General features: G+C 64.7%; 23 protein-coding genes. 14 read left to right on the top strand and 9 right to left on the bottom strand.

The window, feature by feature from the left end:
* Positions 1 to 2 precede the first annotated feature (2 nt).
* Both ACFSUD_RS11570 and greA read right to left on the bottom strand, forming a co-directional pair.
* Positions 3 to 1,043, bottom strand: a complete 1,041-nt coding sequence (locus ACFSUD_RS11570) for a hypothetical protein (protein ID WP_386374558.1) — start codon at positions 1,041 to 1,043, stop codon at positions 3 to 5.
* 14 nt (positions 1,044 to 1,057) lie between these two features.
* A complete protein-coding gene (gene greA, locus ACFSUD_RS11565) occupies positions 1,058 to 1,528 on the bottom strand; it encodes a transcription elongation factor GreA (protein ID WP_386374556.1) in 471 nt (156 codons plus the stop codon).
* Between the two features lie 358 nt (positions 1,529 to 1,886).
* Between greA and ACFSUD_RS11560 the strand changes: the two genes are divergently transcribed.
* The 3 genes from ACFSUD_RS11560 (at position 1,887) to ACFSUD_RS11550 (ending at position 6,266) form a co-directional block, all read left to right on the top strand.
* Positions 1,887 to 3,536: an electron transfer flavoprotein-ubiquinone oxidoreductase gene (locus ACFSUD_RS11560; RefSeq protein WP_386374554.1), complete on the top strand. Its 1,650-nt coding sequence runs from the start codon at positions 1,887 to 1,889 to the stop codon at positions 3,534 to 3,536.
* 154 nt (positions 3,537 to 3,690) lie between these two features.
* Complete coding sequence (locus ACFSUD_RS11555; protein ID WP_386374552.1) at positions 3,691 to 5,406, top strand: tetratricopeptide repeat protein; 1,716 nt, start codon at positions 3,691 to 3,693, stop codon at positions 5,404 to 5,406.
* On the top strand, positions 5,403 to 6,266 hold the full coding sequence (locus ACFSUD_RS11550) for a 4-(cytidine 5'-diphospho)-2-C-methyl-D-erythritol kinase (protein ID WP_386374550.1): 864 nt from the start codon (positions 5,403 to 5,405) through the stop codon (positions 6,264 to 6,266). The genes ACFSUD_RS11555 and ACFSUD_RS11550 overlap by 4 nt, the downstream gene beginning before the upstream one ends.
* Here ACFSUD_RS11550 and ACFSUD_RS11545 read toward each other — a convergent pair.
* Positions 6,259 to 7,164 carry a polyprenyl synthetase family protein gene (locus ACFSUD_RS11545; RefSeq protein WP_386374720.1) on the bottom strand — a complete coding sequence of 302 codons (906 nt, stop codon included), beginning with the start codon at positions 7,162 to 7,164 and terminating at the stop codon, positions 6,259 to 6,261. The genes ACFSUD_RS11550 and ACFSUD_RS11545 overlap by 8 nt on opposite strands.
* Before the next feature lie 150 nt (positions 7,165 to 7,314).
* On the opposite strand from ACFSUD_RS11545, the gene ACFSUD_RS11540 reads away from it, so the two are divergent.
* From ACFSUD_RS11540 to ACFSUD_RS11530, 3 genes are all read left to right on the top strand, one after another.
* Positions 7,315 to 7,530, top strand: coding sequence for a putative signal transducing protein (locus tag ACFSUD_RS11540; RefSeq protein WP_386374548.1), 216 nt, complete (start codon positions 7,315 to 7,317; stop codon positions 7,528 to 7,530).
* Positions 7,527 to 8,279 (top strand): tRNA1(Val) (adenine(37)-N6)-methyltransferase, encoded by a 753-nt coding sequence (locus ACFSUD_RS11535; protein WP_386374546.1) that lies wholly within the window; start codon positions 7,527 to 7,529, stop codon positions 8,277 to 8,279. Before ACFSUD_RS11540 ends, ACFSUD_RS11535 begins: the two co-directional genes overlap by 4 nt.
* Positions 8,280 to 8,385: 106 nt before the next feature.
* Positions 8,386 to 8,550 (top strand): YdcH family protein, encoded by a 165-nt coding sequence (locus ACFSUD_RS11530; RefSeq protein WP_386374544.1) that lies wholly within the window; start codon positions 8,386 to 8,388, stop codon positions 8,548 to 8,550.
* A 5-nt stretch (positions 8,551 to 8,555) separates the two neighbouring features.
* Here the strand turns inward: ACFSUD_RS11530 and yddG are convergent, their stop codons facing one another.
* From yddG to ACFSUD_RS11510, 4 genes are all read right to left on the bottom strand, one after another.
* Positions 8,556 to 9,422: an aromatic amino acid exporter YddG gene (gene yddG / locus ACFSUD_RS11525; RefSeq protein WP_386374542.1), complete on the bottom strand. Its 867-nt coding sequence runs from the start codon at positions 9,420 to 9,422 to the stop codon at positions 8,556 to 8,558.
* A gap of 91 nt (positions 9,423 to 9,513) precedes the next feature.
* On the bottom strand, positions 9,514 to 10,236 hold the full coding sequence (gene phbB, locus ACFSUD_RS11520; protein ID WP_386374540.1) for an acetoacetyl-CoA reductase: 723 nt from the start codon (positions 10,234 to 10,236) through the stop codon (positions 9,514 to 9,516).
* Between the two features lie 74 nt (positions 10,237 to 10,310).
* Positions 10,311 to 11,486: an acetyl-CoA C-acetyltransferase gene (locus tag ACFSUD_RS11515; RefSeq protein WP_386374538.1), complete on the bottom strand. Its 1,176-nt coding sequence runs from the start codon at positions 11,484 to 11,486 to the stop codon at positions 10,311 to 10,313.
* 178 nt (positions 11,487 to 11,664) lie between these two features.
* Positions 11,665 to 12,507 (bottom strand): EAL domain-containing protein, encoded by an 843-nt coding sequence (locus ACFSUD_RS11510; RefSeq protein ID WP_386374535.1) that lies wholly within the window; start codon positions 12,505 to 12,507, stop codon positions 11,665 to 11,667.
* 132 nt (positions 12,508 to 12,639) lie between these two features.
* Here ACFSUD_RS11510 and ACFSUD_RS11505 point away from each other — a divergent pair, with 132 nt between their 5' ends.
* From ACFSUD_RS11505 to ACFSUD_RS11485, 5 genes are all read left to right on the top strand, one after another.
* Positions 12,640 to 13,215: a DNA-3-methyladenine glycosylase I gene (locus ACFSUD_RS11505; RefSeq protein WP_386374533.1), complete on the top strand. Its 576-nt coding sequence runs from the start codon at positions 12,640 to 12,642 to the stop codon at positions 13,213 to 13,215.
* A gap of 131 nt (positions 13,216 to 13,346) precedes the next feature.
* Positions 13,347 to 13,967, top strand: a complete 621-nt coding sequence (gene rpsD, locus ACFSUD_RS11500) for a 30S ribosomal protein S4 (RefSeq protein WP_386374531.1) — start codon at positions 13,347 to 13,349, stop codon at positions 13,965 to 13,967.
* 131 nt (positions 13,968 to 14,098) lie between these two features.
* Positions 14,099 to 15,208, top strand: coding sequence for a histidinol-phosphate transaminase (gene hisC, locus ACFSUD_RS11495; protein WP_386374529.1), 1,110 nt, complete (start codon positions 14,099 to 14,101; stop codon positions 15,206 to 15,208).
* Positions 15,208 to 16,128 (top strand): prephenate/arogenate dehydrogenase family protein, encoded by a 921-nt coding sequence (locus tag ACFSUD_RS11490; protein WP_386374527.1) that lies wholly within the window; start codon positions 15,208 to 15,210, stop codon positions 16,126 to 16,128. Before hisC ends, ACFSUD_RS11490 begins: the two co-directional genes overlap by 1 nt.
* Positions 16,125 to 16,739 carry an extensin-like domain-containing protein gene (locus ACFSUD_RS11485; protein WP_386374525.1) on the top strand — a complete coding sequence of 205 codons (615 nt, stop codon included), beginning with the start codon at positions 16,125 to 16,127 and terminating at the stop codon, positions 16,737 to 16,739. The genes ACFSUD_RS11490 and ACFSUD_RS11485 overlap by 4 nt, the downstream gene beginning before the upstream one ends.
* Here the strand turns inward: ACFSUD_RS11485 and ACFSUD_RS11480 are convergent, their stop codons facing one another.
* Entirely contained in the window at positions 16,740 to 17,744 is a 1,005-nt protein-coding gene (locus ACFSUD_RS11480; protein WP_386374523.1) for a DUF2125 domain-containing protein, read from the bottom strand. It abuts the gene before it with no gap.
* Between the two features lie 69 nt (positions 17,745 to 17,813).
* Between ACFSUD_RS11480 and ACFSUD_RS11475 the strand changes: the two genes are divergently transcribed.
* The 3 genes from ACFSUD_RS11475 (at position 17,814) to ACFSUD_RS11465 (ending at position 21,386) form a co-directional block, all read left to right on the top strand.
* Complete coding sequence (locus tag ACFSUD_RS11475) at positions 17,814 to 18,344, top strand: gamma-glutamylcyclotransferase (protein WP_386374521.1); 531 nt, start codon at positions 17,814 to 17,816, stop codon at positions 18,342 to 18,344.
* A gap of 73 nt (positions 18,345 to 18,417) precedes the next feature.
* The gene (locus tag ACFSUD_RS11470) at positions 18,418 to 19,626 is read left to right on the top strand and encodes a biopolymer transporter ExbB (RefSeq protein ID WP_386374519.1); all 1,209 of its coding nucleotides are present in this window, start codon (positions 18,418 to 18,420) and stop codon (positions 19,624 to 19,626) included.
* A 2-nt stretch (positions 19,627 to 19,628) separates the two neighbouring features.
* The gene (locus ACFSUD_RS11465; RefSeq protein WP_386374518.1) at positions 19,629 to 21,386 is read left to right on the top strand and encodes a peptidoglycan -binding protein; all 1,758 of its coding nucleotides are present in this window, start codon (positions 19,629 to 19,631) and stop codon (positions 21,384 to 21,386) included.
* 139 nt (positions 21,387 to 21,525) lie between these two features.
* Here the strand turns inward: ACFSUD_RS11465 and clpA are convergent, their stop codons facing one another.
* Positions 21,526 to 23,847, bottom strand: coding sequence for an ATP-dependent Clp protease ATP-binding subunit ClpA (gene clpA / locus ACFSUD_RS11460; protein ID WP_386374516.1), 2,322 nt, complete (start codon positions 23,845 to 23,847; stop codon positions 21,526 to 21,528).
* Positions 23,848 to 23,947: the final 100 nt, after the last annotated feature.

The following is a 23,947-nucleotide window of genomic DNA, read 5'->3' as shown; positions in this document are numbered from 1 at the left end:
CGTCAGTCGAACGTGCCCGCGCAGCGCCCAAGCAGCATGAAGGCGCGCGCGGTACGGGTATCGGAAAGATTGGAGATCTCGCTGTCGCTCGCCTCTTTCTCGAATTCCGCGAAGATACGGTCGAACCGCCGCAGGAAATGATGCGCCGCATCGCGGAAGATCGGGTCCTGCTTCATCCGCCCGTTGCACATGGCGAGCGCGGCCTTGTCGTGGATGCCGCCAAGCGGCGCGATCGTGCGGCCGCGGGCGCCTTCGGCGAACTGGCGCCAGACCTCGGGGCGTGCCCGGTCGGGGTTAAGATCGTCCATGTAGATGCCATCCTGGCTGAGCAGGGTCAGCACATCCTGCGCTGCCTGGATCAGATGCGCGGCACCGCGATCCTTGAGCGCCCGGCGCAGCGCAGCGAAGCCTTCCTTGTCCTCGGCAGTCTCGGGAAAGTTCATCGCGCGGATGAAATCCTCCTTGGAGAGCGGCGGCGTCATGTCGCCGGCCTGGGTGCCGAGCGCCAGCGCCGGCTGTTCTTCGGCCGGGCGCGCGTCCGATGCGGGGTCGCGCCGCGGATCGGTGGCGACCGGCTGCGGCATCGGCGGCGTGGCTTCGACCGGGCTCGTGGCGGATCTATCGGCCTGTCTGCGCGAAGCGGCAGCGTCGCCGCGACGGTTGTGACCCTGCTGCTGGGCGATATAGGCATGGCGGATCGCGTCTATCGCCGCCTGCAGACGATCGCTTTCCTCGCGCATCACCCGGCTGGCGCGCACCGCCACCGCCGCGACCCAGATCAGCGCCAGCGGCATGAAGACGGCAAGCAGCACCATCACAAGGCGCAGCGTCCCCCCGGCCTCCACCGCGGCCGGATTGGCCTCCCTGGCGAACAAGTAGAAGGCACCGACCCCGAGCAGCCAGACCGCGCTGAGGGCGATGGCGATCAGCTCGATCTCCGTCAGGAGCTCGGTCTTTGGCCGGTTATAGATACCGAGCGGCGTCGGGCCGCCGGAATCGCGCGGCCGTTCGACGCGATGCGGCGTCTCCTCGCTGTCGGACATGTCAGGACGCCCGCTCAGGCATAGACGATTTTGACGACCTCATAGGATTTCTCACCTCCCGGTGTGCGTACCTCGACCGAATCGCCCTCTTCCTTGCCGATCAGGGCACGGGCAATGGGCGATTTGATGTTGAGCCGACCGTTCTCGATATCGGCTTCGTATTCTCCGACGATCTGATAGGTTTTCTCTTCGTCGGTATCCTCGTCCACCAGTGTCACCTGCGCGCCGAACTTGATCGCGCCGGAGAGCTTGGCAGGGTCGATGACCTCGGCAAGGGAGATCACGCCTTCGAGCTCCTTGATGCGGCCCTCGATGAAGGATTGTTTCTCCTTGGCCGAATGATACTCGGCATTCTCCGACAGATCGCCATGCTCGCGGGCCTCGGCGATCGCCTTGATGATCGCGGGTCGCTCCACCGATTTCAGATGCTTGAGTTCGGATTCAAGGGCGGTGTGACCCTGGCGGGTCATGGGGATCTTTTCCATGTGACGTCGGCCTAAGTAATGGGGCCGCCCCCCGGGTTTTCGGAGGGCGGCCGTTTGCAATCTTCACTTGTCAATTACCTGACCCAAAGCGGCGGCCAATTGCAAGAGGGCAGGGCAGCACATTTGAGCGACAGCCCGCGCATTCCGCTGCGCCCTGCCTGACGGGGTGCCGCGCAGCTCCCATCGCCGCTTGCCCGCCCGAAGCCCGGCCGCGCCCGTGTCGCAGAGCGGAACCCGGCGGAAGAATCTGACCCGATGAGCCCGGTTTTGCGCAATAAACCTAGGGTCGCGATTGCAATGGTCTGGCGCGTGGTTTAGCCAAATCCAAACGTTTTTGTTGCCGGGAGGAAATGCCGCGATGGCCGAGATTGAACGCGAAGCGATGGAATATGACGTGGTGATCGTCGGTGCTGGTCCTGCGGGGCTATCGGCGGCGATCCGGCTCAAGCAGCTCGACGCTGAATGCAACGTCGTGGTGCTCGAGAAAGGCTCCGAGGTAGGCGCCCATATTCTTTCGGGCGCGGTGCTCGATCCCTGTGGTCTCGATGCGCTGATCCCCGACTGGAAGGACAAGGGCGCGCCGGTCAAGGTCGAGGTCAAGGAAGACAATTTCTTCATGCTCGGCGAATCCGGCAAGATCCGCGTTCCGAACTTCCCGATGCCGCCGCTGATGCACAACCATGGCAATTACATCGTCTCGATGGGCAACGTCTGCCGCTGGATGGCCGAACAGGCCGAAGAGCTTGGCGTCGAGATCTTCCCCGGCATGGCCTGTTCCGAGCTGGTCTATGGCGACAATGGCGAGGTCAAGGGCGTGGTCGCGGGCGAGTTCGGCATCGAGGCCGACGGCACCAAGGGCGCGAATTACGAACCCGGGATGGAGCTGCACGGCAAATACGTGTTCCTCTCCGAAGGAGTGCGCGGCAGCCTCGGCAAGCAGGTGATCGCCAAGTACAATCTCGACGAGGGCAAGGAGCCGCAGAAATACGGGCTCGGCATGAAGGAGATCTGGGAGATCGACCCGGCCAAGCATCGTGAGGGCACGGTGACCCACACGATGGGCTGGCCGTTGAACAAGAATGCCGGTGGCGGGTCCTTCATCTATCACCTCGAAAACAATCAGGTCTATGTCGGATTCGTGGTGCATCTGGGTTACAAGAACCCGCATGTCTTCCCCTACATGGAATTCCAGCGCTTCAAGCATCACCCGATGGTTGCCGAGCTGCTTGAGGGGGGCAAGCGCGTCGCCTATGGCGCGCGGGCGATCACCGAGGGCGGCTGGCAATCGATGCCCAAGATGGTCGCGCCGGGCGTGGCGCTGCTCGGCTGCGAGGTCGGCATGGTCAACGTCCCGCGCATCAAGGGCAACCACAATGCGATGCTTTCGGGCAAGGCGGCGGCCGAGGCGGCTCATGCGGCGATCAAGGCCGGTCGCAGCGCCGATGAGCTGGATGATTACGAGACCGAAGTCCGCGAGGGCGCGATTGGCGAAGACCTGCGCAAGGTGCGTAACGTCAAGCCGCTCTGGTCGAAATACGGGCTTACCGCGTCGCTGCTGCTTGGCGGGTTCGACATGTGGACCAATACGCTCGGCTTCTCGCTGCTCGGGACCATCGGCCATGGGAAATCCGATGCCGACGCGACGGAAGAGGCGAGCAAGCATGAGAAGATTGACTATCCCAAGCCCGACGGGAAACTGTCCTTCGACCGCCTGACCAACGTGGCGTTTTCCTTCACCAACCACGAAGAAAGCCAGCCTGCACATCTCAAGCTCAAGGATCCGAGCATCCCGGTGTCCTATAACCTGCCGAAATATGCGGGTCCCTCGGCACGCTATTGCCCGGCCGGGGTCTATGAATTCGTCGAGGAGCCGGGCAAGGAGGCGCGTTTCGTGATCAACTTCCAGAACTGCGTGCATTGCAAGACCTGCGATATCAAGGATCCCGCGCAGAACATCGTCTGGACCACGCCGCAGGGCGGAGACGGGCCGAACTACCCGAACATGTAGGCGCTGGCCTGCTCAGACCGGAAGGGCGGGGTGACCCTCCGCCCTTTTCGCGAAGTCCTGCCGAGCCCTTCCCGGCGCTGCGCTGCCGCCCCCTGCGCCATTGCGCTCAGAGGCAGGTCTGATAGCCTTGCAGCGAACCAGCAGGGGCAGGGTGATGTTGCGCAGTTTGAGAATTTCGGCCAGTGCGCTGGCCATGACATTGGGCCTGGCCCTGACGCTTGAGGCCGAACCGGCCTCCGGTCCCTATCTGGCGGGCCGACACGCTGCGCTGAACAGCGATTTCAGTGCCGCCGCGCGGTATTACAGCGAAGCCCTGATGCGCGATCCCGGCAATCCAGAGATGATGGAGAGCGCGGCGCTGTCTTTCCTCTCGCTTGGGCAGGTCGACAAGGCGTTGCCGCTGGCCAAGGCGATGGAACGGGGCGGGCAGCGCAGTCAGGTGGCGCAGCTGCTGGTAGTCGCAGGGCTGGCGAAACAGGGCGACTTCGAAGCGCTGCTGGCGCGCGACGCCGATCATTCCGATCTCGGCCCCTGGGTTGACGGGCTGGTCCGGGCCTGGGCGCACATGGGGGCGGGCGATGTCACGGCGGCCCTGGCGCAGTTCGACGCGCTCGGCAAGGAAGCCGGGATGCAGGGTTTCGTGATGTATCACAAGGCGCTTGCCCTGGCCTCGGTCGGCGATTTCGAAGGTGCCGACGCGATCTTCTCCGCCGATGGTGCCGGGTCCGCCAGCCAGACGCGGCGGGGCGCCATCGCCCATGCGCAGATCCTCGCCCAGCTGGAACGCCCGCAAGCCGCGCTGACCCTGCTCGAGAAAAGTTTCGGCGAGGCCACGGACCCCGAGCTCGAACAACTGACCACGGCGCTGGAAACCGGCGAGAGCGTGACCTTCAGCCTGGTGCCCGACGCCGCGGCGGGGATCGCCGAAGTGTTCTTCACCTTCGGGGCCGTGCTCAAGAGCGAGGCGGCCGGGGATTATTACGTGCTGCTCTATTCCCGCATCGCCCGCTATCTCAAGCCCGATCACATCGAGGCGCTTCTGCTGACCGCCGATCTGCTGGAAAACCTCGGCCAACACGATCCGGCGATCGAGGAATACAAGGCGGTTCCGGCTTCCGACCCGGCCTATCATGCGGCCGAACTGGGCCGGGCCGACGCGCTGCGTCGCTCGGGCAAAATCGTGCAGGCCATCGAAGTGCTCGAACAGCTGAGCCGCAGTCACGGCGATCTGGCGGTGGTTCATTCCACCCTCGGCGACGTTTTGCGCAGCGAGGAGCAATATGACGCCGCGATCGCCGCCTATGGCCGTGCGCTCGACCGCACGAGCGAAGCGAACCCGGCGCGATGGGTGCTTTTCTATTCCCGCGGCATCGCCCATGAACGGTCCGGCAATGGAGAGGCGGCGGAAGAGGATTTCCGCGCGGCGCTGACGCTCAACCCCGAACAGCCGCAGGTGTTGAACTATCTCGGCTATTCGCTGGTCGAGCAGCAGCGCAACCTCGACGAGGCGCTCGACATGATCGAACGCGCCGTCGCCGCCAGCCCGGACAGCGGCTATATCGTCGACTCGCTCGGCTGGGTGCTCTACCGGCTCGGGCGCTATGACGAGGCCAAGAAGCATATGGAAAGGGCTGTCGAACTGCTGCCCGTCGATCCGGTGGTCAATGACCATCTCGGGGACGTCTATTGGGCTGTCGGACGCAAGCGGGAAGCCGAGTTCCAGTGGCGGCGGGCGCTGTCCTTTACCGGCGGGGCGGAGGATGACGGCGAAGCCGATCCCAAGCGTATCCGGCGCAAGCTCGAAGTCGGTCTCGACGCGGTGCTGCAGGCCGAGGGCGCTGCACCGCTGAAGGTTGCCGCCGAGAAATGAACGACGCTGACAGCGCTGCCGCGCCGGTGCGGTGGATCGAGCGACAGGGTTTCGCCAAGATCAACCTGACCCTGCATGTGACCGGGCAGCGGCAGGATGGCTATCACCTGCTGGATTCGCTGGTGGTGCGGGCCGGGGTGGGCGATCGGATCCGGGTCACGGCGGCCGAGACCCTGAGCCTCAAGGTGAACGGCCCGCTGGCCGATGGCGTGCCTGTCGATGCGCGCAATCTGGTGCTGCGCGCGGCCGAATTTCTCGATGACGGTGCCGGGCGGGGCGCGACAATCCACCTGACCAAGAATCTGCCCCCCGCCTCGGGCATCGGCGGCGGCTCCGCGGATGCGGCAGCCACCCTGCAAGCGCTGGCGGAGCTCTGGTCGGTTCCCCTTCCCGTGGACGTCAGCAGCCTCGGCGCGGATGTCCCCGTCTGCATGGAGACCGGGCCGCAGCGCATGTCCGGCGTAGGGGAAAGGCTCATTGCGCTGCCCGCGCTGCCACCTTGCTGGCTGGTGCTGGTCAATCCGCACGTCGCGGTCACGACGCCTGCCGTCTTCGAGTCGCTCGAAAACAAGCAGAACCCGGCGATGGCGCGGCAAATCCCGATTTTTTCGCAAGCTCGCGACGTCGCTGAATGGCTCGCGACCCAGCGCAATGACCTGCAGGCTCCGGCCCTGAAGCTGGTGCCGCAGATCGCCGCCTGCCTCGGTGCTCTGGAAGATGCGCTTCTGGCGCGGATGTCGGGCTCCGGCGCGACCTGCTTCGGGCTTTTCGCAAGCGCCGATGCCGCCGAAGCGGCGGCAGCGCGGATTACCCGTGACCATCCGGACTGGTGGGTCGCGTCGGCGCCGCTGCTCAGTTGATCCGGGCGACCACGTAATCGGCGAGGTCGCGCAGCATGTCGGTGATCTCGTGCTCGGGCAGGGCGGTCAGCGCCACCTTGGCCTTTTCCGCCCAGGCCCGCGCATCGGTCTCGGTCTCGCGCAGCGTGTCGTGTTTGTGAAGCAGCGCCAGCGCCTGTTCGAGATCGCCGTCTTCCTGGCGGCCCTTCTCGATGGTGCGGCGCCAGAAGGCATGCTCCTCGTCCGTCGCCCTGGCCACCGCCTTGATCACCGGCAGCGTCAGTTTGCGCTCGCGGAAATCGTCACCGACATTCTTGCCGGTGGCTTTGGCATCGCCGCGGTAATCAAGGAGGTCATCGACGATCTGGAAGGCCACCCCGAGCGCGTCGCCATAATCGAACAGCGCCTTGACCGTCGCATCCTCAACCCCGGCGATCACCCCGCCAACCTCGGTCGCGGCCGAGAACAGTGCCGCTGTCTTGCCGCGCACCACCTGCAGGTAGATGTCCTCGTCCGTGGCCAGGTTCTGCGCCGCGGTGAGCTGCAGCACTTCGCCTTCGGCGATCGTGGCGGAGGCGTTGGCGAGGATGTCGAGCACCCGGATCGAGCCGGTCTCGGTCATCAACTGGAAGCTGCGGGCAAAGAGGTAATCCCCGACCAGCACGGAAGACTTGTTATCCCACAACAGGTTGGCGGTCGGCCGTCCGCGCCGCTGGGCGCTCTCATCGACTACATCGTCATGCAGCAGCGTCGCCGTGTGGATGAACTCCACCGTCGCGGCGAGATGCACGTGATAGGGGCCCTCATAGCCACAGAGCCGCGCCGAGGCGAGGGTCAGCATCGGGCGCAGGCGCTTGCCGCCGGCCTCGACGAGATGCGCGGTGACTTCGGGGATCCGCGGCGCATGTTTCGAGGCCATCCGCTCGCGGATCAGCGTGCCGACCGCCTTTAGATCCGCCTCCAGATAGGAAGCCAGCCGGTCATGCGGTTTTGCGTCTGCGTCATTTTTCGTCAACATGATCCCACCCTGGCGCTCGACAATGCGGCCCCTTGCCCTTACATCGCTGATATGAAGGAACTTTTGCGTAGCACCGACCTGACCGTCATCGCCTTTGCCACCGCCCTTCTTCAGGGCGAGGATATAGACTGCTTCGAGATGGACGTAAACATGAGCGTGCTCGAAGGCGGGATCGGAATTTTTCCGCGCCGGTTGATGGTCCATCCCGACGATCACGCCGCCGCCGAACGGGTCTTGCGGGACAATGACATCCCGCTGGGGTTTTGAGCGGTTTTTCCGAGGACGCGCTGACGCGGGACGCGTTTCTGGGCGGCAGGCTGCATCTCTGGCAACCGCGCAGCGGCTACCGTGCCGGGGTCGATCCGGTCCTGTTGGCCGCCAGCGTGCCCGCCGTCGCCGGGCAGCGGGTGCTGGAGCTGGGCTGCGGCGTCGGCGCTGCGATATTATGTCTCGGAGCGCGGGTGCCGGGGCTCCGCCTTACCGGGGTCGAACGGATGCCCGATCACGCCGCGCTGGCCCGGCGCAATGGCGGCACCGCGCTGGAAGTGGTGACCGCGGATCTCAGCGCGCTGCCGCTTGAAGTGCGTCAGCGGCAGTTCGATCACGTGCTGGCCAACCCGCCCTATTTCGACCGCGGCGCTTCGATTTCTTCGCAGCATCGGGCGCGGGAATCCGCGCATGGTGAACAGACCCCGCTGGCGGAATGGGTACGGGTCGCGGGAAAGCGTCTGGCGCCGAAGGGGCAGATGCATTTCATCCATCGGGCCGAGCGCCTGCCGGACCTGCTGCGTGCCCTGCCGCCCGATCTCGGCTCCATTGAAGTCCTGCCCCTGATCCCTCGGGAGGGCCGCCCGGCCGAACGGGTGATTCTGCGTGCGCGCAAGAACGGCCGGGCTGCTTTCCGTCTCCTTGCGGGCCTTGTGATGCACGAAGGCGCGCGACATCTGCATGACGGTGACAGCTTTGTCCCCGCCATTCGCGCGGTCCTGCGCGAAGGTGCGGCGCTGACGTTCTGAGCGCTCAGCAAAATAATACCGAAGGTTGAATCTCGCTGCGGCGCAGCGTGACTTGCACCGGCGAATATGGTCCACTCCAGATGCGATATTGATCAAGGAGGAATACATGGCTCTGAACGCACATCTCGAGGCTCTGAAACGGAAGCATCAGGCGATGAGCGAGGCGGTCGAACGCGCTCAGCGCGCCCCCGGAACCGATGATCTGGAAGTTGCATCGATGAAAAAGGAAAAGCTGCGCCTGAAAGAGGAGATCTCGCGCCTTTCCGAATGATTTCCCTATGTCACAGAGAGGCTGGCGCGTGCCGCTAGCAAGGCGCCGCCCGTGATCAACAGCGCCGCCCAGAGCAGCATCATGCTCGGGGCGGCTACTCCCGCGAGTACCAGCACAAGGGTCGAGAGCAGCGGCGCCGCATAGGAGCTGGTGCCGAGCAGCTGGATGTCGCCGCGTTTCACCCCGATGTCCCAGACATAGAAAGCCAGCCCGACCGGGCCGAGACCAAGGCCGATAATCGACGCCCAGCCGAGCGCGGTGGCGGGTAATTGCGTGACTTCGAAGATCAGGTGCAGGGGCAGTGACAGCGCGGCGCTGGCCAGACAGAAGATTGCCACCGAGGCGGTCGGTGCCTGTCCCACGCGGCGCGAGAGGACGGAATAGCTGGCCCAAGTCAGCGCACAAAGCAGCGCCAGTGCATAGCCGGAGAGATGCGCAAGCGAGAATCCGGTGCCGCCGCCGCTGATGATCAGCGCAGCCCCGGCAAGGCCGAACCCGGCGCCGAGCAGATGACCCCGGTGCAGCCGCTCTCCAGGCAGGTGGCCGGAGAAAACCACGATCAGCAGCGGCCAAAGATAGGCGATGAGCCCGGCCTCGGCAGGTGGTGCCAGGCGCAGTGCCGAGAAATAAAGCGCGTGATAGCCGAAAAGCCCGGTGGTGCCGAAAAGATAGACGCGCCAATGCACCCGCGACAGCCCGCCGAGGGCCCCCGTGGCGCCCGCCCAGATCAGCCCCAGGCCGCCCCCGATCGCAAAACAGATGGTGTTGAGCAGCAGCGGCGGGGTGGGCGCGGAGCCGACGGTGAACAGTGCGAGCAGGGCCCAGAGCAGGACTGCGATGAAACCGATGGCGGTGGCGCGTGAACGGGGCAAAGGCGGGATCCGGCAGGGGAGAAGGGCAGCGGGGCCGATCCTTGCGGACCGGCCCCGAGTTTTTTCACATTTGGTTCAGATGCCGCGCGTGTCAGGCGAAGAACTGCGCGCCGTTGGCGGAGATCGTCGAGCCGTTGATGAAACCGGCGTCATCGGACACCAGGAATTTCACCGCGCGGGCGATTTCCTCAGGCTCGCCGAGGCGACCGGCGGGGATCTGCGCGATGATCGAGTCGCGCACCTTTTCCGGCACGGCCATGACCATCTCGGTGGCGATGTAACCGGGGCAGATCGCGTTGGCGGTAATGCCTGCGCGGGCGCCTTCCTGGGCCAGGGATTTGACGATGCCAAGATCGCCGGCCTTGGTCGCAGCGTAGTTCACCTGGGCGAACTGGCCCTTCTGACCGTTGATCGAGGAGATCACCACGATACGACCGAACTTGCGCTCGCGCATGCCGGGCCAGATCGGGTGGATGGTGTTGAACACGCCGGTGAGGTTGGTGTCGATCACGTCTTTCCACTGCTGCGGGGTCATCTTGTGGAAGGGCGCGTCGCGGGTGATCCCGGCGTTGGCCACGACCACTTCGATGGCGCCGAGCTCTGCTTCGACCTTCTCGATCCCCGCCTTGGACTCGTCGTAATCCGCGACGTTCCACTTATAGGTCTTGATGCCGGTTTCTTCGGTGAATTTCGAAGCGGCCTCGTCATTGCCGGCATAGGTGGCGGCGACGGTGTATCCGGCTTCCTTCAATGTGGTCGAGATGGCGGCGCCGATGCCACGGCTGCCTCCGGTAACAAGTGCGACACGAGACATTCAGTTCCTCCCAGGGGTAACGTTCTTGCGGTATTCAGGGCGAGCGCGCAACTATGTTGCGCGCTCGATCCTTCTTAGGGGCGCTCGAGGCACATGGCAACACCCATGCCGCCACCGATACACAATGTCGCAAGTCCTTTTTTCGCATCGCGGCGTTTCATCTCGAACAACAGCGTGTTGAGGATCCGCGCGCCGGAAGCGCCGATTGGGTGGCCGATGGCGATGGCGCCGCCGTTGACGTTGACGATTTGGGGGTCCCAGCCCATGTCCTTGTTAACGGCGCAGGCCTGTGCCGCGAAGGCTTCGTTGGCCTCCACGAGGTCGAGATCCTCCGGCTTCCAGCCCGCTTTCTCCAGCGCCTTGCGCGAGGCGTAGATCGGCCCGACACCCATGATCGACGGATCGAGCCCGGCGGTGGCATAGGAGGCGATCCGCGCAAGCGGTTCGATGCCGCGCTTCTCTGCCTCTTCGGCGCTCATCAGCAGCGCGCCGGCCGCACCGTCATTGAGGCCCGAGGCATTGGCCGCGGTGACCGAGCCGTCCTTGGTGAAGGCGGGACGCAGTTTCTGCATCGCCTCCATGGTGGCGCCGTGGCGGATATATTCGTCCTGATCCACCACGTTCTCGCCCTTGCGGGTCTTCACCGTATAGGCGACGATCTCGTCCTGGAACTTCCCGGCCTTCTGCGCCGCTTCGGCCTTGTTTTGCGAGGCGACGGCGAACTCGTCCTGCTGCTCGCGGCTGATCTGCCATTTCTCGGCGACATTCTCGGCGGTCTGGCCCATGTGATAGCCGTTGAACGCGTCCCAGAGACCGTCGCGGATCATCGTGTCGATGAACTGCAGATCGCCCATCTTCTGGCCTGCACGAAGGTTTTGCGCATGCGGGCTGAGGGTCATGTTCTCCTGACCGCCGGCCGCGACGATGTTGGCGTCGCCAAGCTGGATATGCTGGGCGGCGAGGGCCACGGCGCGCAGGCCCGAGCCGCAGACCTGATTGATGCCCCAGGCGGCGCTTTCCTGCGGGAAGCCGGCGTTGATATGGGCCTGGCGGGCTGGGTTCTGGCCCTGGGCGGCGGTCAGCACCTGACCGAGGATGGTCTCGGACACTTCCGACGCGTCGACACCGGCCCGTGCGACAAGCTCGCGGAGTACGGTGGCGCCCAGATCATGAGCGGGCGTATTGGCGAAAGAGCCGCCGAAGCTGCCGACAGCGGTACGGGCTGCGGATGCGATTACAACGTTGGTCATTTATGGTCTGTCCTCTACCTTCCTGACGGAAGAAACCTGCGGCAACAGACCCTCCTTCGCCCGTTGCCACTCCTCCGCCTTCTGGTCGGGACATACCGCATCTGCTGCATCGCGGCAACGATTTCGGCCCGCCTGCGCCGCGATGCCGCGTTGACGACGGGCGGTAGCGGACCCTGGGTCACCCCGCTGCCCGCCGGGGCCCACGGCGCAGCCAGGTCGGCCGGGTCGTTGGCGCGGCGAAGTGATAGCCCTGCAGGCAATCCACTCCCATCTCGCAAAGGAGCGCGGCATCGGCGGCATTTTCCACGGATTCGGCAACCGTCAGCATGTCGAAATGCCGCGCGATGGAGATCAGAGCCGCGGTCACCACCCGGTTGTCGGGATTGCCGGAGATGCCGCGGATGAATTGGCCGTCAATTTTCAGGATATCGAAGTAGAAATCCCTGAAATAACGGATGGCCGTCTGGCCGGATCCGAAATCGTCCAGGGCGAAGCAGATCCCCTTCGGCTGCAGGTGATCCATGAAGTCGATCACCAGCTCGGGCACCAGCATCGCGGAGCTTTCGGTGATTTCGAGGATCAGCCGCTCGCCGATGGTCGAATCGCGCTGCAGCCAGCGGTTGAGCATCGTCATCCAGCCCTTGTAGCCGATCGAACGGGCCGACATGTTGATCGACAGTCGCAACGCGCGATTGCCATGGAGCGCCGCGAGACCGCTGCGCAACGCCAGCACGTCGATCTCCCGCCCGGTTTCGCAATTCTCGATGGTGGAGATGAAATCGCGGGCGGGAATCACCCTGCCGCTGGCATCGAGCACCCGGATCAGCCCTTCATGGAAGGCGACCTTTTGCGGATCGTCGGCGCGCATCACCGGCTGATAGGCGAGCAGGGTCTGGCGGTGGGCGATCGCCTCGCGCACCATGTCGAGTGTCGAGCGGTCGCGCCGCGCCAGCGCGTGGTTCAGCGGCGTTTCCGCGCCGGGCGGCAGGTTGGCAAGACGGCGTTTGTATCGGCTGAGCACGAGGGTACACTCTTGGCTATGGCAAGGCAGGGACCTGCGGATGATCTTGCGCACGATTGGATAAGGAAGATTTAATCGCGCCGGATAACGATGGCGAAACCTCGTCAACTTGCAGGCAGAACGGGAATTTTCATGGAAAGATGCGGCTGGGCCGGGCCCGAGCAGATCTATATTGATTATCACGACCGGGAGTGGGGCGTTCCGGAATACGACAGCCGCGCGCTATGGGAGAAGCTGATTCTCGACGGGTTCCAGGCCGGTCTGAGCTGGATCACCATCCTGAAGAAACGCGAGAATTTCCGTGCCGCCTTCGACGGGTTCGATCCCCATGTCATCGCCGAATGGGGAGAGGAGGACGTGACGCGATTGCTCGGCGATCCCGGCATCATCCGCCACCGCGGCAAGATCGAGGCGGCGATCGGCAATGCCCGCGCCTGGCAGGAGATCGAGGCGCGCGAAGGGTTTGACGCGTTCATGTGGCGCTACGTCGAGGGCGTGCCGCTGCAGAACAACTGGCAGAGTCTCGCGGAAGTGCCGCCCGCCACCGCGCTTTCCGAACAGGTAGCCAAGGATCTCAGGAAGGCCGGGTTCCGGTTCTGCGGGCCGACGATCACCTATGCCTGGATGGAAGCCTGCGGGCTGGTCAACGACCATCTCGTGACCTGCCCCCGCCACGCGCCGGTGGCGGCCATGGCAAAGGGGCGTTGACTCTGGCGGGATGGCCCGTATAAGCGCGGCTTCATTGGTGTTGGTGGCCCCCGCGAGGGGATGCCTGTCGGGCTCTAGCCAAAGGACAACGCCCTTCCCGCCCGCAAGGGCCTATTTGAAGGAGAACAGCCGTGACCAAACGCACAGCTGCCAAGCACAAGATCGACCGCCGCATGGGCGAAAACATCTGGGGCCGTCCGAAATCCCCGGTGAACCGCCGCGAATACGGCCCCGGCCAGCACGGCCAGCGCCGCAAGGGCAAGATTTCCGATTTCGGTATCCAGCTGCGCGCCAAGCAGAAGCTCAAGGGCTATTACGGCGACCTGACCGAAAAGCAGTTCCGTCGCATCTACGGCGAAGCCGAGCGCGTCAAGGGCGATACCGGTGAAAACCTGATCGGCCTGCTCGAGCGCCGCCTCGATGCCGTCGTCTACCGCGCCAAGTTCGTCGCCACCGTTTTCGCGGCGCGTCAGTTCGTGAACCACGGCCATGTCAAGGTTAACGGCAAGAAGGTGAACATCCCTTCCTACCGCGTGAAAGAGGGTGACGTGATCGAGGTCCGTGACCGTTCCAAACAGATGGTCGCCCTTCTGGAAGCGACCCAGCTGGCCGAGCGTGACGTGCCCGATTACATCGACGCCGACCATTCCAAGATGACTGCGACCTTCGTGCGCACTCCGGCTCTGGGCGATGTGCCCTATCCGGTGATGATGGAACCGAACCTCGTCGTGGAATTCTACGCGAAGAACTGATCTTCGCCGCAAGTTTCAAGCTACCTCACAGGGGCCGCGACGGGAAACCGCCGCGGCCTTTGCCGTTTCAGGCTGGTCGCTTGCAGGATCAACCGATAGAACCACCCCGATCACCAAGGGAAGACCGAGACATGACGATGATCGAGCCGCAACCCGGCATCATGCAGATCGACCTCTACCAGGGCGGCGCCGCAGCGGTGGCCGGGCTGGAGAATGTGGTCAAGCTGAGCTCGAACGAAAACCCGCTAGGGCCGAGCCCCGCCGCGCTCGAGGCCTATCGCCGTGCCGGGTATGATCTGCATCGCTACCCGTCCTCGGATCATGCCGCCCTGCGCGGCGCGATCGCTGACGTGCTCGGGCTCGAGGCCGCGCGGATCATCTGCGGGGCCGGGTCGGACGAGATCATCGCTTTTCTCTGCCAGGCCTATGCCGGGCCGGGGGACGAGGTGATCCATACCGAACACGGGTTTGCCATGTACCGGATTTCGGCGCTTGCCGCCGGGGCGACCCCGGTGGAGGTGCCCGAGCGCGAGCGCGTCACCGATGTCGATGCGATCCTCGCCGCCTGTACTGAGGCGACACGGCTGGTGTTTGTGGCCAATCCCAACAACCCGACCGGCACGATGATCGGCAGTGGCGAGATCGCCCGGCTGGCCGAGAACCTGCCGCCGCGGGCTCTGCTGGTGCTTGATGGCGCCTATGCCGAATATGTCGAGGGCTATGACGGCGGGGCGGCCTTGGTCGAGGCGCGCGACAATGTCGTGATGACCCGGACCTTTTCCAAGCTGCACGGGCTTGGCGGGCTGCGCGTCGGCTGGGGCTATGGACCGAGCCATGTGATCGACGTGCTCAATCGGGTCCGGGGCCCGTTCAACCTTACCCATACCGGGCTCGCTGCCGCCGAGGCGGCGATCCGCGACACCGCTTACGCCGCGCATTGCCGGGTCGAGAATGCCCGTTGGCGCGGCTGGCTGGCCGATGCGCTGGCCGAGATCGGCGTGCCCTCGGATGTCTCCTGCGCCAATTTCGTGCTCGCGCGTTTCGCCGACCGGGAGGAGGCCGAGGCCTGTGACGAGTATCTTAAGACACAGGGGCTGATCGTGCGCCGTGTCGCGGGATACAACCTGCCGCATTGCCTGCGCATCACCGTGGGCGACGAAAGCGCCTGCCGCCGGGTCGTCCATGCGGTGCGCCAGTTCAAGAATGCGGCGCAGGATCAGCCCCAGACCGGGGGCGCATGATGGCGCAGGTCTATGACAGGGTGGCGCTGATCGGGCTCGGATTGATTGCCTCGTCGATGTATTGGGCAATGAAACGCAACGGTCTGGCGGGCGAGGTCACCGGCTTTGCGCGCAGCGCCGAGACCCGCGAGACAGCGCGCGAGATCGGCCTGTGTGATCGTGTGTGTGACAGCCTGACCGAAGCGGTCGAGGGCGCCGATCTGGTGGTGCTCTGCGTGCCGGTTGGCGCCATGGGCGCGGTTGCGGAGCAGATCGCGCCGCTGCTGGTACCGGGTGCGACGGTCACCGATGTCGGCTCGGTCAAGGGCGACGTGATCGCGCAGGTCGGTCCGCATCTGCCGGAGGGCGTGCATTTCATCCCGGGCCATCCGCTCGCCGGGACCGAACATTCCGGCCCCCGCAGCGGCTTTGCCGAGCTGTTCGACAACCGCTGGTGCCTGCTGGTGCCCGCCGAAGGGTCCGACCCTGAAGCCGTGGCAAGGCTGCGTCGTCTCTGGGAGGGGATCGGTGCCAATGTCGAGGAGATGGATGCCGACCATCATGATCTGGTGCTGGCGGTGACCAGCCATGCGCCGCATCTCATCGCTTACACGATGGTCGGCGTCGCCGATGATCTGCGCCGGGTGACCGACAGCGAGGTGATCAAATATTCCGCCGCCGGTTTTCGGGATTTCACCCGTATTGCCGCCAGCGATCCGACCATGTGGCGCGATGTCTTCCTGACCAACAAGGACGCGACGTTAGAGATTCTCGGTCGTTTCACCGAAGAGCTCTTCGCGCTGCAACGGGCGATCCGCACCGGCGACGGCGATCATCTGCACGCCTATTTCACCCGCACCCGGGCGATCCGCCGGGGCATTATCGAGGCCGGGCAGGACACGGATGCACCTGATTTCGGCCGGGGAGCGCGCAAGCCATGAACCGCGCATTGATCCTGACCCTGCTGGCGCTGCTGCTGGCCTCCTGTTCACGCTCCGAACGCGATGACAATATCTCGTTGCGCGTCGGCGGTCCGGTTTGCGGTGACGCGGCACTGCGCGGCGAGCCTGTCGGCTTTGTCGAGGGGCGGATCAATGGCTGCGGGATCGATCATGCGGTTCGCCTGCGCGCGGTTTCCGGGGTTGCGTTGAGCCAGGGCGCGGTGATGGATTGCGATACGGCGCGGGCGCTGAAGTCCTGGGTCGAGACCAGCGCAAGACCGGCCTTGAAGCGCAAGGGGGGCGGGCTGCGCGGGCTGAGGGTCGCCGCCCATTATTCCTGCCGAACCCGCAACAACCAGCCCGGGGCGAAGATCTCCGAACACGGGCGCGGCAAGGCGATCGACATTTCCGGCTTCATCCTCGCCGATGGGTCACGGATCTCCGTGCTTGAAGGCTGGAAGAAACGCTCCTCGGCAAAGGCGTTGCGCCGTATGCATGGCGGCGCCTGCGGACCTTTCGGCACCGTGCTGGGCCCGGATGCCGACCGTTTCCATCGCGATCATTTCCATTTCGACACGGCCAATTACCGTTTCGGCGGCTATTGCCGCTGATCAGCGCAGCAGCAAGCGCGGCGCCGGGCCGAGCCTGATCGGCCCGAGCGCCATTTCGCCATCGGCAAAGTGCAACGTGAGGTCGAGCGCCTCCGCCTCGCCGCCGAGATTGGCCAGCGCCCGGAACATCATCTCCGTCTGACCGCGCATCCGCGGTTGCAGCAGTCCAGCGGCTTGCGCCAGGTCGAGCAGCATCGGCCAGTTCTCGACTTCAAGGCGCAATGCGCCGGTCGGGATACCCTCGGCATCGATGCTCAGTTGACCCGCGGCCGATAGGCGCAGCGCGCCCCAGATCGCTTCGAGCCGCGCCAGATCGAGCGCGCGTGGTTGCGGCAGGCGGTCGGCGCGCGCGTGACGGTCGAAGGGCCGGTCAAATGTCGCGCGCATTTCGGCAGCGAATCCGTCGAACGTCACGGGCCATTCCGCGGGCAGGTCGAGCAGGCCGCGCAGAGCGGCGCCGGGGGTTAGCTCACCGGCGTCCATACTGATGTGATAGGTCGCGGCGTCCTGCGCATCCTGCTCGGCCAGCCCGCGCAGGACGTCACCGGCAATCAGCTCGCCAAGATCGTTTTCCAGCCGCCAGGCGGCGACGATCAGCTGCAGCCGCTGCAGCTCCAGTGCCGCGCCGGGACGCAGGCGCAGCACGCCATGCCCGTCGCTGAGTTCAAGCCGGGCGGTGCCGGATGGTGATTGCAGCGAGATCGGAGTCTCCGGCAGGCCGAGGCTCACATGGCCGGGCCAATAGGCCGGCGCCGACAACCCGAGCCGGTCGGCCGCGACGGAAAGCCCGCGTGCCGGGGCGGTGAGTGTCGGTTGGGCAAGTTCGCCCTCCAGCCGCAGGGGATAGCCGCCGATCTCGAACCCGGCGAAATCGAGCTGCCAACCCTCACCGGCGGAGGTTTGCGCGGCCTGATCAAGGAAACGTTCCGTCCCTGTGGCGACAAGCCACCACCAGCCGCTCCAGAGCGCGGCGAGCATGGCGGCGAACAAGACGAACCTGCGCATCTGTGGAAAACCCCTTTAACTCATACCCGAGATGCGGTTTACCCAAGGCAGGGGGAAAGGACCAGCACGATGGCAATGTGGGTATTCGGATATGGCAGCCTGCTGTGGAATCCCGGTTTCGAGGTCGCGGAAAGCGTGATCGCGACCCTGCCGGGCTATGCACGGTCCTTTTGCATGCGCTCGATCCATCACCGGGGCAGCGTTGAAGATCCGGGGCTGGTGCTGGCACTGGACGAAGATGTCGCCACCGCCTGCGAAGGGGTGGCTCTGCGCGTCGCCGATGGCGCCGAGGATGTGACGCTGGCCTATCTGCGCGAACGCGAGCTGATTTCCTCGGCCTATCTGGAAAAGACCCATGTGGTGCATCTGCGGGACAATCGCGATGTCGAGGCGCTTGTCTATGTTATCGACCCGCACCACGTGCAATACTGCGGCGGGCTACCGCTGGAAGAGCAGGCGCAGATCATCGCGCGCGCAGTGGGGGACCGAGGGCCGAACGCGGAATACCTGCTGAACACGGCGCGCCATATCCAGGAGCTGGATCTGCATGATCCGGCGCTCGAATGGCTGCATGATCGGGTAAAAACATTGATGTCCTAAACCCTTGGCACTCGTCGCGGGTTTTGGTGTAGATTGCCGGAAGGCAGAGTAACAGGGTCAGGAGCAAGGCCACATGGCGCAGCCAGACCGGCAGGCAAAACCGCAATTCTCCCAACCGGTGCGACAGATCGCATCAATGCTGATCGTGCTCGGCCTGACCGGCGTCGGCGTGTTTCTGGCATTGCCGAGGGTGATGCCGATCTTCATCGCCAATCCCTATCTCAATGGTTTCATCATCTTCGTCTTCGTGATCGGGGTGCTGGCCTGTTTTTATCAGGTCTTCCAGTTGATAGGTTCGGTGCGCTGGATCGAGAATTTCGCTTCGGAAGCGCCGGATCCCGATGCCGTGCCGCCGCAATTGCTGGCGCCGCTGGCGGCTCTGCTGCGGGCGCGCGGGGCGCGCATGCAGGTCTCGGCTTCCTCGTCCCGCTCGATCCTCGATTCCGTCGCCTCGCGGGTGGATGAGGCCCGCGAGATCACCCGATATATCGTCAACATGCTGATCTTTCTCGGGTTGCTCGGCACGTTCTACGGGCTCGCCACCACCGTGCCGGCGGTGGTCGACACGATCCGCTCGCTCGCGCCGAGCGAGGGCGAGGCCGGGGTCGATGTTTTCGGACGGCTGATGACCGGGCTGGAGGCGCAGCTTGGCGGCATGGGCGTCGCTTTCGGCTCATCGCTGCTCGGGCTGGCGGGTTCGCTGGTTGTCGGGCTGCTGGAACTTTTTGCCGGGCATGGGCAGAATCGCTTTTATCAGGAGCTCGAGGACTGGCTGAGCTCGATCACCCGTGTGGGTTTCACCACCGGCGAGGAAGGTACCGCCGAACAGGCGATGCTGGCGGCGATGGTCGATCACATGGCTGAACAGATGGAAAACCTGCAACATGTTTTCCGCCAGTCCGATTCCAGCCGCAGCCTGGTGGACGCCAAGATCGGACGGCTGGCCGAGGCGGTGGAGCAGATGACCGGGCATCTGCAGGAATCCGCTCCCGCGGGCGTCGCGCTGGCCAAGCTCGCCGAAGGGCAGGACCGGCTGATCGCAGTGCTCGAACGGCGGGCGGATGAAGAAGGCGACGGGCTCGATGCGGAAAGCCGGATGCGGCTGCGCTCGATCGACGTGCAGATGCTGCGCATCCTGGAAGAGATCTCCGCCGGGCGGCAGGAATCGATGGCCGAGCTGCGCAAGGACCTGGCCGAACTTACCGAGGTCATGTCCACCCCCTGGACCGGCGCCGCGCGGCGGCTGCGCCAGCCAGAAAGCCCCGGCGGCGGGGACCGCTAGACATGGCCCTGTCGCGCCGCACCGGGACGCGTTTCCAGGGGTCGATCTGGCCCGGCTTCGTCGATGCGATGACCGGGCTGTTGCTGGTGCTGATGTTCGTGCTGACGATTTTCATGGTCGTGCAATTCGTGCTGACCGAGCGGATTTCCGGACAGGAAAGCGAACTAGATAATCTCGCGGGCGAGGTGGCGGCGCTGGCCCAGGCATTGGGGCTGGAGGAACGTGAGAATTCCCGGCTGGAAGCGCGAATGGGCGCGCTCGATGCCTCCCTCAGCGAGGCGCGCGACAAGGCGCAGGAACAGGCGGCACGCATTGCGGCGCTTGCGCGGGAACGGGACGAAAGGGCAGCGGAACTGGCGGAGGCCGAAACCCGGATCACCTCTTTCGAAGCGCAGGTCGCGGCTTTGCTCGGGCAGCGGGATCGCGCGCTTGGCGAGGTCGAGACGCTCGAAGGCGAGCGCGCCGCGCTGCTCAGCGAGCAGGAGGCGCTCAATACGGCGCTGGCGCAGGCGCGGGGGGAGATCGACGCGCAGCTCGAGGCGGCCCGGCTGGCCGCGGCGCGCCGCGAAGCGGTGCAGGCGCTGGTCGCCGATCTGAAAAGCCGCAATGCCGAGAACGAGTCGCAGATTGCTGACCTCGGGTCGCGAATCGAGGAACAGGCGCAGGCGCTCAGCGATGAGGAGGCGGCGCGGCTGGCCGAGGCGGCAGCAGCGGAGGCGCTGCGCGCGCGGTTGCGGGAATCCGACAGCGAATTGACCGCGATGACCCTGGCGCTCGAAGCGCAGCGCAAGAAGGCCGAGGACACGCTGACCCTGCTCGCTGCCGCCCGCGCCGCGGAGGCAGAGCTCGACGCGACGCTGGCCTCTGCGCTTCAGGAACTCGAAACCGCGCAGAGCGGTGCCGAGAATGCCGCCGATCTGCGTGCGCGGCTGTCGGAAGCGCTGGCGGCGAAGCTCGCGGCCGAGACGACGGTCGACGAAACCATGAGCGAGGCGGAGCGCAACGCCGCGCTTCTGGCTGCGGCGCGGCAGGAATTATCCCGCGAGGAAGAGATCAGCGCCGAGGCACAGCGCCAGACCGAATTGCTGAACCAGCAGGTGGCGGCGCTGCGTGAGCAGCTCGGCGGTTTGCAGGCGCTGCTCGATGATGCGGTGGCCCGCGATGCGGCGAAGGACATCCAGCTGCAATCGCTGGGCGCCGATCTCAACACCGCGCTGGCGCGGGTGGCGGCCGAGGAGCGCCGTCGCGCTGAACTGGAAGCTGCCGAGCGCAAGCGGCTGGAAACGCAGGCCAGGGATCTCGAACGCTACCGGTCGGAATTCTTCGGACGGCTGCGCGATCTGCTCGGGCAGCAGGAGGGGGTCCGCATCGCCGGTGACCGTTTCGTCTTCTCTTCGGAGGTGCTGTTTTCGCCGGGTAGCGCTGTGCTTTCCGCCGAAGGACGCGCCGAGATCGCCAAGGTGGCTGAAATCCTCGGCGGCATCGCCGATGACATCCCGCCGGAGATCGATTGGGTGATCCGTGTCGATGGTCATACCGATGACGTGCCGCTGTCCGGGCGCGGCGCCTTCTCCGACAATTGGGAGTTGAGTCAGGCGCGGGCGCTATCGGTGGTGAAATACATGGCCTCCGCGCTCGGCATCCCGCCCGATCGACTGGCGGCCAATGGCTTCGGGCAATATCAACCGGTGGCCGAGGGCGATTCCGAGGAAGCCCGGGCGCAGAACCGGCGGATCGAATTGAAACTGACGGAGAAATAAGGCTCTCGACCAACGGAATTCTGGAAAAATTCCGGGACGGGAAATTTCAAATTTCCTGGTGCTCCATCTGATCATGAGGGGGATAAAAAAACCCGCCGGGATGGCCCGGCGGGTGAAAAAATTTCGGCTTTGCTATCGCTTATTCAGCGGTGAGCAGCGGCGGCTTGTTGCCCGAGAGACGTGGGCTTTCGAGGCCGTCGATGATCAGATCGAGCTCGCCTTTCTTGACGCCGACCTTGACGACGCCGCCCTTGGCCAGCTTGCCGAACAGAAGCTCCTCTGCCAGTGGCTTCTTGATGTGCTCCTGGATGACCCGGCCGAGCGGGCGGGCGCCCATCTTGTCGTCATAGCCTTTGTCGGCCAGCCATTCGGCGGCTTTCTTGCTGAGGTCGATGGTCACGTTGCGATCCATCAGCTGCGCTTCGAGCTGCAGCACGAATTTCTCGACCACCCGCAGAATCACCTCCTTGGGCAGCGGCGCGAAGCTGATCACCGCATCGAGACGGTTGCGGAACTCCGGCGTGAAGGTGCGCTCGATCGCTGCCGTATCCTCGCCGGTGCGCCGGTCGCGGCCAAAGCCGATGGCCTCTTTCGCCTGTTCCGCCGCGCCCGCGTTGGAGGTCATGATCAACACGACATTGCGGAAATCCACGGTGCGACCGTTGTGATCGGTCAGACGGCCGTGATCCATCACCTGCAGCAGGATGTTGTAGACATCCGGATGCGCCTTCTCCATCTCGTCGAGCAGCAGCACGCAGTGAGGATGCTGATCGACACCGTCGGTGAGCATGCCGCCCTGATCGAACCCCACATAACCCGGAGGCGCCCCGATCAGCCGGGATACCGCGTGTTTCTCCATATACTCACTCATGTCGAAACGCAGCAGCTCGACGCCGAGCGTATCGGCGAGCTGCTTGGCCACCTCGGTCTTGCCGACGCCCGTGGGCCCGGCAAACAGGTAGTTGCCGATCGGCTTCTCGGGTTCGCGCAGACCGGCACGTGCCAGCTTGATCGCGCTTGACAGGGCCTCGATCGCCTTGTCCTGGCCGAAGACCACGCGTTTGAGCGAGGCTTCGAGATCCTTGAGGACGATCACGTCGTCCTTGGAGACGTTTTTCGGCGGGATCCGGGCGATCTTGGCCACTACGGCCTCGACCTCCTTGGTGCCGATGGTCTTGCGGCGCTTGGATGCAACGATCAGATGCTGCGCGGCCCCGGCCTCGTCGATCACGTCGATGGCCGAGTCCGGCAGTTTGCGGTCGTTGATGTAGCGATGCGCCAGCTCAACCGAGGTCTTGATCGCTTCGGCGGTGTACTTGACGCTGTGATGCTCCTCGAAATAGGGCTTGAGGCCCTTGAGAATCTTGGTGGCGTCCGCGACCGAAGGCTCGTTGATGTCGATCTTCTGGAACCGGCGGCTCAGCGCGCGGTCCTTTTCGAAATGCTGGCGGAACTCCTTGTAGGTGGTGGAGCCCATGGTGCGCAGTTTGCCGCCCTGAAGCGCGGGTTTCAGCAGGTTGGAAGCATCCATCGCGCCGCCCGAGGTGGCACCCGCACCGATCACCGTATGGATCTCGTCGATGAACAGCACCGCGTCCTTATGCTCTTCAAGCTCCGTCACCACCGCCTTCAGACGCTCCTCGAAGTCGCCGCGATAGCGGGTACCGGCCAGCAGCGCGCCCATGTCGAGGGAATAGATCGTGGTGTTTTCCAGCACCTCGGGAGTTTCCCCCGCGACGATCTTGCGGGCCAGCCCTTCGGCGATGGCGGTCTTGCCGACGCCCGGATCGCCCACCAGCAGCGGGTTGTTCTTGCGGCGGCGGCACAGCACCTGGATGCAGCGTTCGACTTCGTCGTCGCGCCCGATGAGCGGGTCGATCGCGCCCTCGCGCGATTTGGCGTTGAGGTCGACACAATATTTGGCGAGTGCCGATTCCTTCTTTTCGCCCTCGGTGACGCCCTGAGGCTCCTCCTCGGCTTCCGGGGCGCCGGCCACGGGCCGGGATTCGCCATAGGCCGGATCCTTGGCGACGCCATGGGCGATGAAATTGACCGCGTCGTAACGGGTCATGTCCTGCTCCTGCAAGAAATAGGCCGCATTGGATTCCCGTTCGGCGAAGATCGCGACCAGCACGTTGGCACCGGTCACCTCGGTGCGCCCAGACGATTGCACATGAATCGCCGCGCGCTGGATCACGCGCTGGAAGGCCGCGGTCGGCACGGCTTCGGAACCGTCGATATCGGTAACCAGATTGCTCAGGTCCTCGTCGACGAATTCGACCAGGGTATCGCGCAATTCGGAAACGTCCACGGAACAGGCCTTCATCACCTGCGCGGCATCGGGCTCGTCGATCAGGGCCAGCAGCAGATGCTCCAGCGTGGCGAATTCGTGACGGCGGGCATTGGCCAACGCCAAAGCTGCGTGGATTGCCTGCTCAAGTGTATTCGAGAATGAAGGCACGGGCGTGCTCCTTTTCGATCGGGGTCGGAGAGGTTCTGCGGGATATCAGGACCCCGATCCGACCATGGCCTCGTAATATTAGAGTTTGGTTGATCATCGC

Source organism: Sulfitobacter aestuarii, assembly GCF_042685005.1.
GTDB classification, from domain to species: Bacteria; Pseudomonadota; Alphaproteobacteria; order Rhodobacterales; family Rhodobacteraceae; genus Sulfitobacter; species Sulfitobacter aestuarii.
The sequence above is the reverse complement of the archived record's forward strand: the minus strand, read 5'-3'. Positions and strand labels throughout refer to the sequence as shown.